Origin of the sequence: Bradyrhizobium australafricanum, from assembly GCF_020329495.1 — a bacterium.
In the GTDB taxonomy this organism is placed as follows: domain Bacteria; phylum Pseudomonadota; class Alphaproteobacteria; order Rhizobiales; family Xanthobacteraceae; genus Bradyrhizobium; species Bradyrhizobium australafricanum.
The window spans coordinates 360605-375033 of sequence record NZ_JAGKJL010000002.1 but is presented as its reverse complement, the minus strand read 5'-3'; the positions used below and the strand labels follow the sequence as shown (position 1 = coordinate 375033).

12 protein-coding genes are annotated in these 14429 nt (G+C 64.5%); all 12 read right to left on the bottom strand.

Translation table 11 applies throughout. The features are described from left to right. On the bottom strand, positions 1-954 hold a 954-nt coding region (locus tag J6525_RS03465; RefSeq protein ID WP_225642076.1), incomplete at its 3' end, for an IS481 family transposase. Between the two features lie 266 nt (positions 955-1220). After that, complete coding sequence (locus tag J6525_RS03460) at positions 1221-2054, bottom strand: inositol monophosphatase family protein (protein ID WP_312009727.1); 834 nt, start codon at positions 2052-2054, stop codon at positions 1221-1223. Positions 2055-2111: 57 nt separating this feature from the next. Beyond that, on the bottom strand, positions 2112-3302 hold the full coding sequence (gene mmsB, locus J6525_RS03455) for a multiple monosaccharide ABC transporter permease (protein ID WP_225642074.1): 1191 nt from the start codon (positions 3300-3302) through the stop codon (positions 2112-2114). Continuing rightward, entirely contained in the window at positions 3299-4879 is a 1581-nt protein-coding gene (gene mmsA / locus J6525_RS03450) for a multiple monosaccharide ABC transporter ATP-binding protein (protein ID WP_225642072.1), read from the bottom strand. The genes mmsB and mmsA overlap by 4 nt, the downstream gene beginning before the upstream one ends. A gap of 167 nt (positions 4880-5046) precedes the next feature. Beyond that, positions 5047-6120 (bottom strand): multiple monosaccharide ABC transporter substrate-binding protein, encoded by a 1074-nt coding sequence (gene chvE, locus J6525_RS03445; protein ID WP_225642065.1) that lies wholly within the window; start codon positions 6118-6120, stop codon positions 5047-5049. A 614-nt stretch (positions 6121-6734) separates the two neighbouring features. Further along, on the bottom strand, positions 6735-7451 hold the full coding sequence (locus J6525_RS03440; protein WP_225642063.1) for an HAD-IA family hydrolase: 717 nt from the start codon (positions 7449-7451) through the stop codon (positions 6735-6737). Next, positions 7448-8389, bottom strand: coding sequence for a CbbX protein (cbbX, locus tag J6525_RS03435; protein ID WP_225642062.1), 942 nt, complete (start codon positions 8387-8389; stop codon positions 7448-7450). Before cbbX ends, J6525_RS03440 begins: the two co-directional genes overlap by 4 nt. Before the next feature lie 109 nt (positions 8390-8498). Then, positions 8499-8924: a ribulose bisphosphate carboxylase small subunit gene (locus J6525_RS03430; protein ID WP_076833455.1), complete on the bottom strand. Its 426-nt coding sequence runs from the start codon at positions 8922-8924 to the stop codon at positions 8499-8501. 12 nt (positions 8925-8936) lie between these two features. Further along, positions 8937-10394 (bottom strand): form I ribulose bisphosphate carboxylase large subunit, encoded by a 1458-nt coding sequence (locus tag J6525_RS03425; RefSeq protein ID WP_038382128.1) that lies wholly within the window; start codon positions 10392-10394, stop codon positions 8937-8939. A gap of 36 nt (positions 10395-10430) precedes the next feature. Further along, entirely contained in the window at positions 10431-11513 is a 1083-nt protein-coding gene (fba, locus tag J6525_RS03420; RefSeq protein WP_076833454.1) for a class II fructose-bisphosphate aldolase, read from the bottom strand. A gap of 15 nt (positions 11514-11528) precedes the next feature. After that, entirely contained in the window at positions 11529-13550 is a 2022-nt protein-coding gene (tkt, locus tag J6525_RS03415) for a transketolase (RefSeq protein ID WP_225642061.1), read from the bottom strand. Further along, positions 13547-14422: a phosphoribulokinase gene (locus tag J6525_RS03410; protein ID WP_092080122.1), complete on the bottom strand. Its 876-nt coding sequence runs from the start codon at positions 14420-14422 to the stop codon at positions 13547-13549. The genes tkt and J6525_RS03410 overlap by 4 nt, the downstream gene beginning before the upstream one ends. Positions 14423-14429 lie beyond the last annotated feature (7 nt).

Genomic DNA, 14429 nt, shown 5'->3' with positions numbered 1-14429 from the left:
TGTCGTCCCTGCGAAAGTGTTCAGTCCCGTGAGTTTAGCAACGGCCTGGATCGGGGCCTGGTAGCCGAGGCATTTGAGGCGAGTCCGGTTGTAGTCGTGGACGAACCTGGCGATGAAGGCGTCGCGATCGGCATGGTCGATGAAGGTCCGCCGGGCGCTGCCGCGCTTTTGTTCGCGGCCAATGGCTTCGGCGATACGCCGGTTGAAGCGTTCGACGAGGCCGTTGGTCTGCGGGTGGTAAGGCTTGGTCAGGCGATGCTGGATGCCGCGCTGCTTGCAGAGCCGATCAAAGGGGTGGTCGCCGGAAGGCTTCCCGGGCGGCTTGTTCTTCTTGTCGACGGCGAAGCGGTCGGTGAACTCCGCGCCATTGTCGGTCAGGATGGTGTGAACCTGGTGCGGGAAGTCGGCCAGGAAGCGCTCGAGGAAGCCGGTCGCGGTGGCCCCGTCCCGCCTGGAATGGATCTCGACAAAGACGTAGCGGGTGGCGCGGTCGATGGCGACGAAGGCATAGCTGGTGCGGCGCTGCAGGGACGGCAGATACTTCACGTCGATATGGATGAAGCCGATGCTGGCGGTCTCGAAGATGCCGACCTTGGGTTTGTCAGGCTTGGCGAGCCGGCTGATGCCATTGCGCTGCAGGCAGCGGTGAATGGCGCTGCGAGACAGCTTGGCATTGATGCATCGCTGCATCACCTCGACGATGTCATCCAGCGGCAACTGCAGCGACGTCCGCAGCTCGCAAACCGCCCTTTCTTCGACAGCCGACAGGCTGGTCACCAGGTTCTTCGGCCGGTGCGAGCGATCTTCGACCGTCGTGCGGTCGCGCCAACGATAGATCGTGGTCTCGCTGACCCCCAGTTCCGTCGCCAATTCGGCGACCGACTTCCGGCTGCGCTGGATATAGGCGCGCGTCTTCGGCGTCGTCGTGGCGTTCGCGTGCAGGCTCAGTTCCATGACCCGAGGTGCTCCCTGACAAAGGCCACGCCTCGTTCTACACCGATTCCATCAAACCAATCAGCAGGGACCAAACACGAAAGCAGGGACCCATAACCACAAATGCTGATTGTTGAACGATGTTGGGACAACGAGTCCCACAACACCTGCCGCGGCGTATGGGTCCCTGCTTTCGCACGGACGACACCGAACAAGCTGTTTGACAGTTGAATCCGAAAACCAATGTGGCTCATAACCGCCGCAACGCGACGAACCGGCGTCCGCTGCTATCCAGCCGGCATCAGGATCGCCTCTCGCGCCGCGTGCCAGCTCGCCTCGTCGGGTGCGCACAGCAAGCCGCCGGTCAGATTGACCGGCCGGTAGGGTGATCCGTCGAAATGCGCGCTGTAGCCGCCGGCCTCGCGATGCAGCAGCCAGCCCGCGGCATGATCCCACGGCATCAGCTTGTTGTAGAACAGCAGGTGGCAATGTCCGGAGGCCGCCATGCGATACTCATGCGCGGCGCATCTGAGCCAGGCGCTGCCGCCGAGCCTGGAAAGATTGCCGGCGACAATCGTGCGCAGCGGCTCGGGCAGGAAGTTGACGCCGACGATCGCATCCATCTGCTTGACCGGCACGGCGGGAGCCACTTTCAGGTCATGCTGCCGGCCGTCCGGCACCGCGAGCCACGCGCCCTCGCCGCGCAGCGCGAATGCGGTGTCGTTGCTGACCGGATCATGGATCGCACCGAACACGATCTCGCCGCGCATGGTGGCCGCCACCATGGTGCCGAACAGCGGCAGGCTCGAGGTGAAGTTCCGCGTGCCGTCGATCGGATCGATGATGAAGGCAAGCTCCGCGGTTCCGACCTGATCGAGCGTGGCCGGATCACGCGCGGTGCCCTCCTCGCCGATCACAACCGCATTCGGAAACGCCCGCAGCAGCGCCGCCGATATCGCCTGCTCGGCAAGCTCATCGGCTTCGGTGACGACGTCGAATGCCGATGTCTTGGTGCGGACCTCGATCTCCCGCACGCGGCGGAACCGCGGCATGATCTCGCTGCGGCCGACTTCGGCAAGGATGGCTCCGATATCAAGCGCGTCGGCATGGGACAGTTTCACGCTGCATTCTCCTGCGTAGCGCCGGCATCCTACCGTGGAATTGTGACTGCGTGGCGGTCAGCGGCGCTGGTTGTAGACATCGATGCAGACGGCGCCGAGCAGCACGAGGCCCTTGATCACCTGCTGATAATCGATGCCGATACCGAGGATCGACATGCCGTTGTTCATCACGCCCATGATCATGGCACCGACCACCGCGCCGCCGACCCGGCCGACACCGCCATAGGCCGACGCACCGCCGATGAAGCAGGCGGCGATCACATCGAGCTCGAAGCCGAGACCCGCCTTCGGCGTCGCGGTATTGAGCCGGGCTGCGAACACCAGCCCGGCAAGCGCGGCCAGCACGCCCATGTTGACGAAGGTGAAGAAGGTGAGCCGTTCGGTCTTGACGCCCGACAGTTTCGCCGCCTTGGCATTGCCGCCCACCGCGTAGATCTGCCGCCCGATTACCGTCCGCCGCGTGACGAAGCCATAGAGCGCGATCAGGACGGTCATGATGACGAGCACATTGGGCAGGCCGCGATGCGAGGCGATCAGGTAGGTGAAGTAGAGCACCGCAGCCGCCAGCGCGATGCTCTTCACGATAAAGAACGCATAGGGCTCGACGGCGATGCCGTGCGCCTGCTCGCGCGCCCGGCTCCTGGCGGTCGCCAGCACCAGGACAAACGCCAGGACGATGCCGATCGCGAGCGACGTCGGATAGAGCGTGCCGGCGCTCGGGAACAGCTCGGGGATGAAGCCCGACGACAGCTTCTGGAAGGTCGGCGGAAATGGCCCGACCGACTGGCCCTGCAGCACCGCAAGCGCGAGGCCCTTGAACACCAGCATGCCTGCCAGCGTCACGATGAAGGACGGAATGCCGAAATAGGCCACCCAGTAGCCCTGGGCCGCACCGATCGCGGCGCCGACCAAGAGGCAGGCGACGAAGGCGATCGGGTAGCTGACATGGTAGCGCACCATCAGCACCGCCGCGACGGCGCCGACGAAGCCCGCGACCGAGCCGACCGAAAGATCGATATGCCCGGTGACGATCACCAGCAGCATGCCGAGCGCCATGATGACGATGTAGCTGTTCTGCAGCACGAGATTGGTGAGGTTGAGCGGCTGCAACAGCGTGCCGTCGGTCACGATCTCGAAGAACAGCATGATCGCGAGCAGCGACAGCAGCATGCCGTAGTTGCGCAGATTGTTCTTGATGAAGCCGGAATGCCTGGGGGCCTCGGGAAGCGATACCGTCTTGTCGGTCATGGTGCCCCTCCTCCGGCGCGTGCCGCCCTTTCGTCGGCACCGCGTCCGGACCTTCTGACATTGCGCATGATGGCGCGCATGATCTTCTCCTGCGTCGCATCGTGCCTTGCGAACTCGCCGACGAAGGCGCCGTCATTCATCACGCAGATCCGGTCGCAGATGCCGAGCAGCTCGGGCATCTCCGAGGAGATCACCACGACGCCCCTGCCGGCCTCGGCCAGCTCGTTGATGATGGAGTAGATCTCGTATTTCGCGCCGACGTCGATCCCGCGCGTCGGCTCGTCCAGCAGCAGCACCCTCGGATCGGTCATCAGCCATTTCGACAGCACGACCTTCTGCTGGTTGCCGCCCGAGAGGTCGCCGGTCGCCTGGTAGACGTCGGAGCAGCGGATCCGCATCCGGGTGCGGTAGTCGCTCGCGGCTTTCAGTTCCGCGACATCGTCGATCACGCCGCGCTCCGACACCTGGCGCAGGCTCGCCACCGTCACGTTCTTGCGGACGTCGGCGGCAAGGATCAGCCCGAGCTGCTTGCGGTCTTCCGTGACATAGGCGATGCCGGCATCGATCGCGGCCGGCACGCTGAACAGATCGGCCTCGCGGCCATCGAGGCGGACCTTGCCGGAGACGTTGGTGCCCCAGGCGCGGCCGAACAGGCTCATGGCGAACTCGGTGCGGCCGGCGCCCATCAGGCCGGCGATACCGACCACCTCGCCGCGGCGCAGCGTGAAGTCGACGTTCTTGATCACCTGCCGCTCGGTATGCAGCGGGTGATACACCGACCAGTTCTCCACCGTCATCACGGGTTCGCCGATCTCCGCCTTCCGCTCGGGGAATCGATGCGCGAGGTCGCGGTCGACCATGCTGCGGATGATGCGGTCCTCCTCGATCCGCTCGGTCCGGCAGTCGATGCTGTCGACGGTGCGGCCGTCGCGCAGCACCGTGATGCGGTCGGCGACCCGCGCAACCTCGTTCAGCTTGTGCGAGATCAGGATCGAGGCGATGCCCTGCTCGCGGAAGGCCAGGAGACGCTCGAGCAAGGCGGCGCTGTCGGCTTCGTTGAGACTGGCGGTCGGCTCGTCGAGGATCAGGAGACGCACGCGCTTGGACAGCGCCTTGGCGATCTCCACGAGCTGCTGCTTGCCGACGCCGAGGTCGGTGATCAGCGTATCCGGCGGCTCCCGCAGGCCGACCTGCGCCAACAGCTCGGCGGTCCGCCGATGCACCGCGTTGCGGTCGATGACGCCGAACCGCGACGGCGGATGCGACAGAAAGATGTTCTCGGCAATCGACATCAGCGGGATCAGCGCCAGCTCCTGATGGATGATGATGATCCCGAGCGCCTCGCTGTCGTTGATGTCGCGGAAGCGCCGCTCCTCGCCGTCGAACACGATCGACCCATCGTAGCTGCCGGCCGGATAGACCCCGCTCAGCACCTTCATCAAGGTCGACTTGCCGGCGCCGTTTTCGCCGACCAGCGCATGGATCTGCCCGGCCTCGACGGTGAAGCTGACGTCGCGCAGCGCCTGCACGCCGGCAAAGCTCTTGCTGACGCCGCGCATCTCAAGCATTGCCGTCATCGGATCATGTCCCGCAGCGTCGATCGTCCCCAGCCCGGCTCGCCGCCGCTTGCCCGGCGATCCCCCCTGGAGCCTATTCCGTTCCGATTAGATCGGAACGGGGCTCCAGATTCTAGTTTGATGCGCTTTCCTCACGCGAACCGGTACCCACTTCGCTCGAAAACGCTCTAGTCGAATTGCGAGCGCTTGTAATAGCCGCTGTCAATCAGGACTTTCTCCCAATTGGTCTTATCCACCACGACCGGCTTGAGGAGATAGGACGGAACCACCTTGACCCCGTTGTTGTAGGTCTTGGTGTCGTTGACGGCGACCTCCTTCTTGCTCAGCACGGCGTCGACCATGTCGGCGGTCACCTTGGCGAGGTCGCGGGTGTCCTTGAAGATGGTCGAGTATTGCTCGCCGCGCAGCATCGCCTTGATCGAGGGGACTTCGGCATCCTGCCCGCTGATGTACGGCATCGGCTGGTCCTTACTGCCGTAGCCGACGCTCTTCAGCGAGGAGATGATGCCGATCGACAGGCCGTCATAGGGCGACAGTACCGCATCGACGCGCTTCTTGCCGTAGAACGCGCTGAGCAGGTTGTCCATCCGCGCCTGCGCGGTCGCACCGTCCCAGCGCAGCGTCGCGACCTTGTTCATGCCCGTCTGGCCGCTGCCGACCACGAGCTTGCCGCTGTCGATATAGGGCTTCAACACCGACATCGCGCCGTCGTAGAAGAAGTACGCATTGTTGTCGTCGGGCGAGCCGCCGAACAGCTCGATGTTGAAGGGCCCCTTGCCCTCCTTGAGCCCGAGCGCGTTCTCGATCGACTGGGCCTGCAGCACACCGACCTGGAAATTGTCAAAGGTCGCGTAATAGTCGACGCTGGGGGTGTCGCGGATCAGGCGGTCATAGGCGATCACCGTGATGCCCTGGGCCTTGGCCTGCTTCAGGACATCGGACAAGGTGGTGCCGTCGATGGCGGCGATGACCAGCACCTTGGCGCCCTTGGTCACCATGTTCTCGACCTGGGAGAGCTGGTTCGGAATGTCGTCTTCGGCATATTGCAGATCGGTGCCGTAGCCGCGCTCCTTCAGCACCTTGACCATGTTGTTGCCGTCGTCGATCCAGCGTGCCGAGGATTTGGTCGGCATCGCGATGCCGATGGTCGGCTTGCTTTGGGCGAGCGCGTCGCGATCCGAGACCGTCGCGGCAAGGCCGGCCAGCGCAAGCGCGAACAAGGTGGTCTTCAATTTGAACATGCTTCACTCCCTCGCTTTTTTGAGTTGGGATTCCAGTTGCCGTGGACAGCGTCGATCGACGGCGATCGTTCGTGGGCCGGCCGCAGATTCTACGGCGATGTCGGATCGGCGCCGAGACCGTCACGAACCGAAATTGCGGAATGTCGATCGACCCCGTCAACAGCGCCAATGCTCGCTCCGCACGATCGGCCATGTCGATCCCGCAATGCCGGGCTCGGCCGCGAGCCATGTCGTTGGGCGAACGAGGCGCAGGAATGACGTGGAGGATCATGAGGCGCCGGTCTGCCGGAATCGTTGGCGCGCGCCAGCGTCCGACAGGACGTCTGGCGGTGCGCCACCGTTACTTGCACCCTTTGGTTGACGTTGCCCCTACCATATGGACGCAAGCACCGACTGGCCATTTATTTAACTATCCGAATAAATTGATCGGAGACGTGGAGGGTCCTGGGGCGCAATCCGGAATCACTGGCAAGTCCCAAAGCCCCCCAGGTGGTGCGGCACTACTTCTGGCAACCATTGGTGGGATTGTGCCCGCACCCTGCTATGGATGCAAGCGCCATTTATTTCACAATCTGAATAAATTTGCCCAAACTGCCGGCCAGCGGCAGCGATCTTCAGGCGTCGATGCCAGAGAGATCGTCGACGACAAGCAGCGCCTCGGCAAAATCGTCGTCGCTGAAATAGGTGCTGCGGGTGATGACCACGGGGATGCCGGCGCCTGCCGCGGCGGCGAGGCCGTTGCCGGAATCCTCAACGGCGACGCAATCTCCCGGCCCGAGCCCTAGCCGCGCCAGAACCTCGACATAGACATCCGGCGCCGGCTTCTTCCGCGGCACGTCGTCGCCGGCAACGATCGCCTCGAACTGATCGGCCCAGTCCAGCCCGAGCGAAACCGAAAGCAGCGCATCGATATTGCCGTGCGAGGTGGTCGTTGCGATCGCGAGGCGCTGGCCGCGGCTGCGCGCGCCGGCGAGCCAGGCCCTGACGCCCGGCCGCAACGGACAACCGCCCGCGGCAATCAGCGCGGCGTAGCGCGCGGTCTTGATCCTGTGCAGGTCGGCGATCTCGGCGAATGTCAGCATTGGGACCGCGTTGCGCTGGTCGAAGGCGCGGATGCGCTCCTTGCCGCCGGCCACCCGAAGCAGCCGCGCGTAAGTGACATGGTCCCAGAACCAATCGAGGCCGGCTTCGGCAAAGGCTTCATTGAAGGCGCGGCGGTGCACCTCCTCGGTTTCGGCGAGCGTGCCGTCGACATCGAAGATCAAGGCCCGGGCGCTCGCAATGATATCGCGCATCCCGGCGGTCCGGATCACGGCGAGCGCCTCGTTCATCGTCCCTCGCCCGCCGCACCGGCGCCTTTGACGAACACCCGGCTGGCGAGCACGTCGCCGGCCTCGATCGACATCACGTCGTCGGCCGTCAGCGTACGGTCGAGCTTCGCCACGATCCGGTTGGCCTGGCGCAACCGGATGCGATCGAGCGCATTGCGGATCGAGCGCGCATTGGAGAACAGCGGCTGTTCCTTGCGGATGCCGATGTACCGGGTGAAGGCCTCGCGTGCTTCGGGAGAGAAACGATAATTCTGCTGCTGCAACATCAGCTCGGCGATCCAGAGCAGCTCGCCGTCGGAATAGTCGGGGAAGTCGATGTGATGCGCGATGCGGGAGCGGAACCCCGGATTGCTCTGGAAGAATTTCTCCATGCGGTCGCCATAGCCGGCCAGAATCACCACCAGATCCTCGCGCTGCTGTTCCATGATCTGCAACAGGATCTCGATCGCCTCCTGTCCGTAGTCGCGCTCGTTCTCGGGGCGGTACAGGTAATAAGCCTCGTCGATGAACAACACGCCGCCCATCGCCTTCTTTAATATCTCTTTTGTCTTCGGCGCGGTGTGGCCGATATATTGGCCGACGAGGTCGTCGCGCGTGACGCTGATGACGTGGCCGCGGCGCACGAAGCCGAGCTTGTGCAGGATGCCGGCCATCCGCAGCGCGACCGTGGTCTTGCCGGTGCCGGGATTGCCGGTGAACGACATGTGCAGGGTCGGAAACGTCGTCGCCAGCGCCATCTTCTGCCTGATGCGTTCGACCAGCAGCAGCGAGGCGATCTCGCGGATGCGGGTCTTCACCGGCTTCAGGCCGATCAATTCGGAATCGAGCTGGTCGAGCACGTCGCCGATGCCGAGGTCGGCGAATTCATGGCGAAGGTCGATAGTCTCGAGCGGGGTATCGCGGATTTGTTCGCTGATCTGTTCTTGCGCCTGCGTCATTATCATCTCGCCTGGAAAAGCTCCGTCGCCGCGGCGGCGACGACGGAGAAGTGCATCCGGACCAGGACGGTCGAGGGAGCAACCCGCCTGGTTTGCAAGCCGGACGCGGTCAATGATCGGTGTAGCGTTCGCCTTCGGGGCGGCCCGCTGCATAGGAATGGGTCGCATACCGCAGATTGCGCCCGGCCGCCTCCTGGCGGTCGAGCCGGAAGCCTGGCTCCTCCTGCGGCCGGTTGACGATGAAGGAGATGCGAACCGACTCCCAGCCCGGGCTGGAATCAAAGCCGGAGATCCGGATATAGCGGTCGCCATAGACCCGCCGGCAGTCGGCGAGCTCCTTCATGATGCCCGCCGCATCGCGCAGGTCGAACATCGGCAGGCCCCACATGTCCCAATAGGTGTTGCGGGGATGCGGATCGTCGGTGAACTCGATGTTCACCGCCCAACCCTTGTCGAGGCAGTATTGCACCTGCGCGGCGATCTGCTCGTCGGTGAGATCGGGCAGGAACGAGAAGCAGCCTTGGGTAACGCGCATGAGTATCTCCTCTCAGACCGCCATGCTCGGCGTGGGAACGAAATCGGGGGCGTCGGTCGACTCGTAGTTGAAGGTGACGTCCTTCCAGACGTCGAGCGCCTCGCGCAGCGGCGTGCAGGTCTGCGCCGCCTTGGCCAGTATCTCCGGCCCCTCATGGACGTAGTCGCGCCCCTCGTTGCGGGCGAGGATCATGGCTTCCAGCGCGACGCGGTTGGCGGTGGCGCCGGCCTGGATGCCGCGGGGATGGCCGATGGTGCCGCCGCCGAACTGCAGCACGACGTCCTCGCCGAGCAGATCGAGCAGCTGGTGCATCTGGCCGGCATGAATGCCGCCCGAGGCCACCGGCATCAGCTTGTTGAGGCTCGCCCAGTTCTGGTCGAAGAACACGCCGTGCTCCAGGTGCAACGGATTGAAGTCCTCGCGGCAGATGTCGTAATAGCCGCGAGTGGTGTTCGGATCGCCCTCGAGCTTGCCGACCACCGTACCGGCATGAATGTGATCGACGCCGGCGAGCCGCATCCATTTCGCGATCACGCGGAACGAGACGCCGTGGCTGCGCTGCCGCGTGTAGGTCGAGTGGCCGGCGCGATGCAGATGCAGGATCATGTTGTTCTTGCGTGCCCACTTCGCCATCGACTGGATCGCGGTGTAGCCGATCACGAGGTCGATCATGACGATGTTGGAGCCGAGCTCATGAGCGAACTCGGCGCGCTCGTACATGTCCTCCATGGTCGCCGCGGTGACGTTGAGATAGGTCCCCTTGATCTCGCCGGTCGCGGCCTGCGCGCGGTTGACCGCCTCCATGCAGTAGAGGAAGCGCTCGCGCCAGTGCATGAAGGGCTGCGAGTTGATGTTCTCGTCGTCCTTGGTGAAGTCGAGCCCGCCTTTCAAGGCTTCATAAACAACGCGGCCATAGTTGCGGCCGGACAGGCCGAGCTTCGGCTTCACGGTCGCGCCGAGCAACGGACGGCCGAACTTGTCGAGCCGCTCGCGCTCCACCACGATGCCGGTCGCGGGGCCCTGGAATGTCTTCACGTAGGCGGTCGGCAGCCGCATGTCCTCGAGCCGCAGCGCCTTCAGCGGCTTGAAGCCGAACACATTGCCGATGATCGAGGCCGTCAGGTTCGAGATCGAGCCCGGCTCGAACAGGTCGAGGTCATAGGCGATATAGGCGAAGTAGCTGCCCGGCGAATTCGGCACCGGATCGACGCGGTAACACTTCGCCCGGTATTTCTCAGCGGCCGTCAGCCGGTCGGTCCAGACCACGGTCCAGGTCGCGGTCGAGGATTCGCCTGCCACCGCCGCGCAGGCTTCGGTCGGATCGACGCCGTCCTGCGGTGTGACGCGGAACAAGGCGATGACGTCGGTATCCTTGGGCTCGTAGTTCGGCTCCCAATAGCCCATCCGCTTGTATTCCATCACGCCGGACTTGTAGCGATCCTTGCCGCGCACTGTGATCGACTGCTGCATGTTCATCGAAATCTCCTGTGGTTCGTCGCCATTTGCTCAGGCGGCCTGGGTCATCTTTCCAATTTGCGGATCGAGCGCGCCGGCGCGATAGCGGCGGGCCATCTCCGGCAGTGCAACCACCTTGATCCGGGCGGCATTGCCGGCCGTGCCGAATTGCTCGAAGCGATCACGGCAGAGTTCGCGCAGCGCATCCATCGCAGGCTTCAGGAACTTGCGCGGATCGAACTCGCTCTTCGATTGGACGGCGACCTTGCGGAAGGCCGCCGCCATCGCCAGGCGGCAATCGGTGTCGATATTGACCTTACGCACCCCGTGCTTGATGCCGCGAACGATCTCCTCGACCGGGACGCCCCAGGTCTGCGGCATCTCGCCGCCGAACTGGTTGAACATGTCCTGCAGCGGCTGCGGCACCGAGGACGAGCCGTGCATCACCAGATGCGTGTTCGGCAGGCGGGTATGGATCTCCTCGACCACGCGCATCGCCAGGATCTCGCCGTCGGGCCGCCGCGTGAACTTGTAGGCGCCGTGCGAGGTACCCATCGCGATCGCGAGCGCATCGACCTTGGTGGCGCGGACGAAATCGACCGCCTGGTCCGGGTCGGTGAGCAGCTGGTCATGGCTCAGCTTGCCCTCGACGCCATGACCGTCCTCCTGCTCGCCGCCGCCATGCTCAAGCGAGCCGAGTACGCCGAGTTCGCCTTCGACCGACGCGCCGACCCAATGGGCCATGTCGACCACCCGACGGGTGATATCGACGTTGTAGTCATAGTCGGCTGCGGTCTTGGCGTCGGCCTTGAGCGAGCCGTCCATCATGACGGAGGTGAAGCCGTAGCGGATCGCGGTGGCGCAGGTCGCCTCTTCGTTGCCGTGATCGAGATGCAGGCAGAGCGGAATCTGCGGATGCATCTCCTCGAGCGCGTCGATCATCTTCGCCAGCATGATGTCGTTGGCATAGGACCGCGCGCCGCGCGAGGCCTGGATGATGACAGGCGCATCGCAGGAAGCCGCCGCCTCCATGATGGCGAGGCCCTGCTCCATATTGTTGATGTTGAAGGCCGGAACGCCGTAGCCGCGTTCGGCGGCGTGGTCCAGCAACTGCCTCAGGGTTATCCGCGCCATGGTGGCGTCCTCCTTTCAATTCGCTCGTTGAATGAGCTGTTTTGCTGCAGCAGCGATTGTCGCGGGCGTGATGCCGAATTCGCGGTAGAGCACGTCGGCCGGCGCGGAGGCGCCGAAGCCGGCCATGCCGACGAACGCACCGTCGTCGCCGAGCCAGCGCGCCCAGTCGCCCTCGACCGCAGCCTCCACGCCGACGCGCGGGGCGCTGCCCAGCACCTGGGCGCGATAGTTGCTCGGCTGCTGGCGGAACAGGTCGAAGCACGGGGCCGAGACGACCGCGGCCTGTACCCCGTCTTTCGCCAGCAGCTTTGCGGCTTCGAGCGCGATCGCCACCTCCGAACCCGTTGCAATCAGGGTGACGTCACGCGCGAAGGCCGGCTCGACGAGAACGTAGGCGCCGAGCGCGACCTGGTTGTCCTTGCTGCCGTCGCGAACCGTCGGCAGCGCCTGCCGCGACAGGCAGAGGATCGACGGCGAGGTCTCCGCCTTCAGCGCGCAGTCCCACGCTTCCGCGGTCTCGACCGCATCGGCCGGGCGGAACACCAGGACGTTCGGGATCGCGCGCAGCGCCGCCAGATGCTCGACCGGCTGATGCGTCGGCCCGTCCTCGCCGAGCCCGATGGAATCGTGGGTCATCACATGGATGACGCGGATTCCCATCAGCGCCGCAAGGCGGATCGCCGGCCGGCTGTAATCGGCAAAGCTGAGGAAGGTGCCGCCATAGGGAATAAACCCGCCGTGCAGGGCGATGCCGTTCATCGCCGCGGCCATGCCGTGTTCGCGAATGCCATAGTGGATGTAGCTGCCGTCGAGCGTTTCCGGCCGCACCGAAACCTGCGACTTCGCCAGCGTCAGATTGGAGTGCGTGAGGTCGGCCGAGCCGCCCAGCAAATTGGGCAACGCCTCCGCGATCACGTCGATGACCTGCTGCGAAGCCTGTCGCGTGGCGAGCTTCGGCCGCTCGGTCGCGAACCGCTCCACCAACTTTGCCATCGCCTCGGCATAGGTGCAGGGCAATTTCCGGTTCAGCGCGTCATGGAACGGAGATCGCTCGGCCTTGTCGTCCTTGCAGGCGCCGCGCGAGCGCTCGATCCAGGCCCGGCGCGCGTCGCGGCCGCGACCGCCGAGCTCGCGCCACTCCGCCAGCACCGCATCGGGAACCTCGAATGCCGGATACGGCCAGCGCAGCGCGGCACGGGTCTTCGCCACCTCATCGGCACCGAGCGGCGCGCCATGCACCTTTTCGCTGCCCTGCCGGTTCGGCGCACCGAACCCGATCACCGTCCGGCAGGCGATCAACGACGGACGATCGCTCGATCGCGCCTGCCTGATCGCCGCGGTAATCGCCTGCGGATCGTGGCCGTCGACGCGGTTAACGTTCCAGCCGCTGGCCTTGAACCGCGCCGTCTGGTCGTCCGAGCAGGACAGCGAGGTGGCGCCGTCGATCGAGATATGATTGTCGTCGAACAGCACGATCAGACGATTCAGCCGCAAATGGCCGGCCAGCGAGATCGCCTCATGGCTGATGCCTTCCATCAGGCAGCCATCGCCGGCGATCACATAGGTGTAGTGGTCGACGAGGTCGTCGCCGAAGCGGGCGTTCATCAACCGCTCGGCAAGCGCCATGCCGACCGCGGTCGCAACCCCCTGCCCGAGCGGCCCGGTCGTGGTCTCGACACCCGGGGTGTGGCCGTACTCGGGATGGCCCGGGGTTTTCGATCCCCACTGCCGGAACGCCTTGAGTTGGTCGAGCGTCATGCTCTCGTAGCCTGTGAGATAAAGCAGCGCGTAGAGCAGCATCGAGCCGTGCCCGGCCGACAGCACGAAGCGGTCGCGGTCGGGCCAGGCCGGATCGGCCGGATCGAACTTCAGGAAGTCCGTGAACAGCACGGTCGCGACGTCGGCCATGCCCATCGGCATGCCGGGATGACCGGATTTCGACTGCTCCACCGCATCGATGGCGAGGAAGCGGATGGCGTTGGCCATCTCGTCGTGGCTGATTTCGGGGCGGCTGGCTACCGACGCAAGTGCGGTCATATCGTTCGCCTCTTTCGTTCGATCAGTTGCAGGATCAGCGGGGTCAGGATGAGCTGCATCGCGAGGTCGAGCTTGGCGCCGTGCACCACGATCGAATTGGCGCGCGACATGAAGCTGTTCGGGATCATCGAGAGCAGATAGGGGAAGTCGATGCCGCGCGGGTTCTTCAAGCGGATCACGACCATCGATTCATCCGGCGTCGGGATCCAGCGCGCGATGAACGGGTTCGACGTATCGACGGTCGGCACGCGCTGGAAGTTGATGTCGGTCTCGGTGAATTGCGGACAGATGTAATTCACATAGTCCGGCATGCGGCGCAGGATGGTGTCGGTCACCGCCTCGGTGGAGTAGCCGCGATGGCTGCGATCGCGGTGCAGCTTCTGGATCCATTCGAGGTTGATGACCGGCACGACCCCGATCTTGAGGTCGGCATGCTGCGCGACATTCACCTTGTCGGTGACCACGGCGCCGTGCAGGCCCTCGTAGAACAAGAGGTCGGAATTCTCCGGCAGTGCCTCCCAGGCGGTGAAGGTGCCGGGCTTGGCGCCGTAGAGCCGCGCCTCCTCCTCGTCGTGCACATAGTGCCGCGTGGTTCCGGTGCCGGTCTCGGCATAGTCGCTGAACAGCTTCTCCAGCTCCTGGAACAAATTGGTCTCGGGGCTGAAATGGCTGAAGTGCTTGTTGCCGCGCTCGGCTCTTTCCGCCATCAGGCTGCGCATCTCGGCGCGGTCGTAGCGGTGGAACGCGTCGCCCTCGATATAGGCGGCTACCACGTTCTCGCGGCGGAAGATGTTCTCGAACGTCTTCTTCACCGAGGTGGTGCCGGCCCCGGAGGAGCCGGTGATCGAGATGATGGGATGCCGACGTGACATGCGGTCC

Excerpts from the sequence above, each read along its gene's own strand:
- chvE (WP_225642065.1), bottom strand. The coding sequence starts at position 6,120 with ATGTTCAAATTGAAGACCACCTTGTTCGCGCTTGCGCTGGCCGGCCTT.
- J6525_RS03425 (WP_038382128.1), bottom strand. The coding sequence starts at position 10,394 with ATGCAGCAGTCGATCACAGTGCGCGGCAAGGATCGCTACAAGTCCGGC.
- mmsA (WP_225642072.1), bottom strand. The coding sequence starts at position 4,879 with ATGACGGCAATGCTTGAGATGCGCGGCGTCAGCAAGAGCTTTGCCGGC.
- tkt (WP_225642061.1), bottom strand. The coding sequence starts at position 13,550 with ATGACCGCACTTGCGTCGGTAGCCAGCCGCCCCGAAATCAGCCACGAC.
- J6525_RS03440 (WP_225642063.1), bottom strand. The coding sequence starts at position 7,451 with ATGAACGAGGCGCTCGCCGTGATCCGGACCGCCGGGATGCGCGATATC.
- fba (WP_076833454.1), bottom strand. The coding sequence starts at position 11,513 with ATGGCGCGGATAACCCTGAGGCAGTTGCTGGACCACGCCGCCGAACGC.
- J6525_RS03430 (WP_076833455.1), bottom strand. The coding sequence starts at position 8,924 with ATGCGCGTTACCCAAGGCTGCTTCTCGTTCCTGCCCGATCTCACCGAC.
- J6525_RS03410 (WP_092080122.1), bottom strand. The coding sequence starts at position 14,422 with ATGTCACGTCGGCATCCCATCATCTCGATCACCGGCTCCTCCGGGGCC.
- mmsB (WP_225642074.1), bottom strand. The coding sequence starts at position 3,302 with ATGACCGACAAGACGGTATCGCTTCCCGAGGCCCCCAGGCATTCCGGC.
- cbbX (WP_225642062.1), bottom strand. The coding sequence starts at position 8,389 with ATGACGCAGGCGCAAGAACAGATCAGCGAACAAATCCGCGATACCCCG.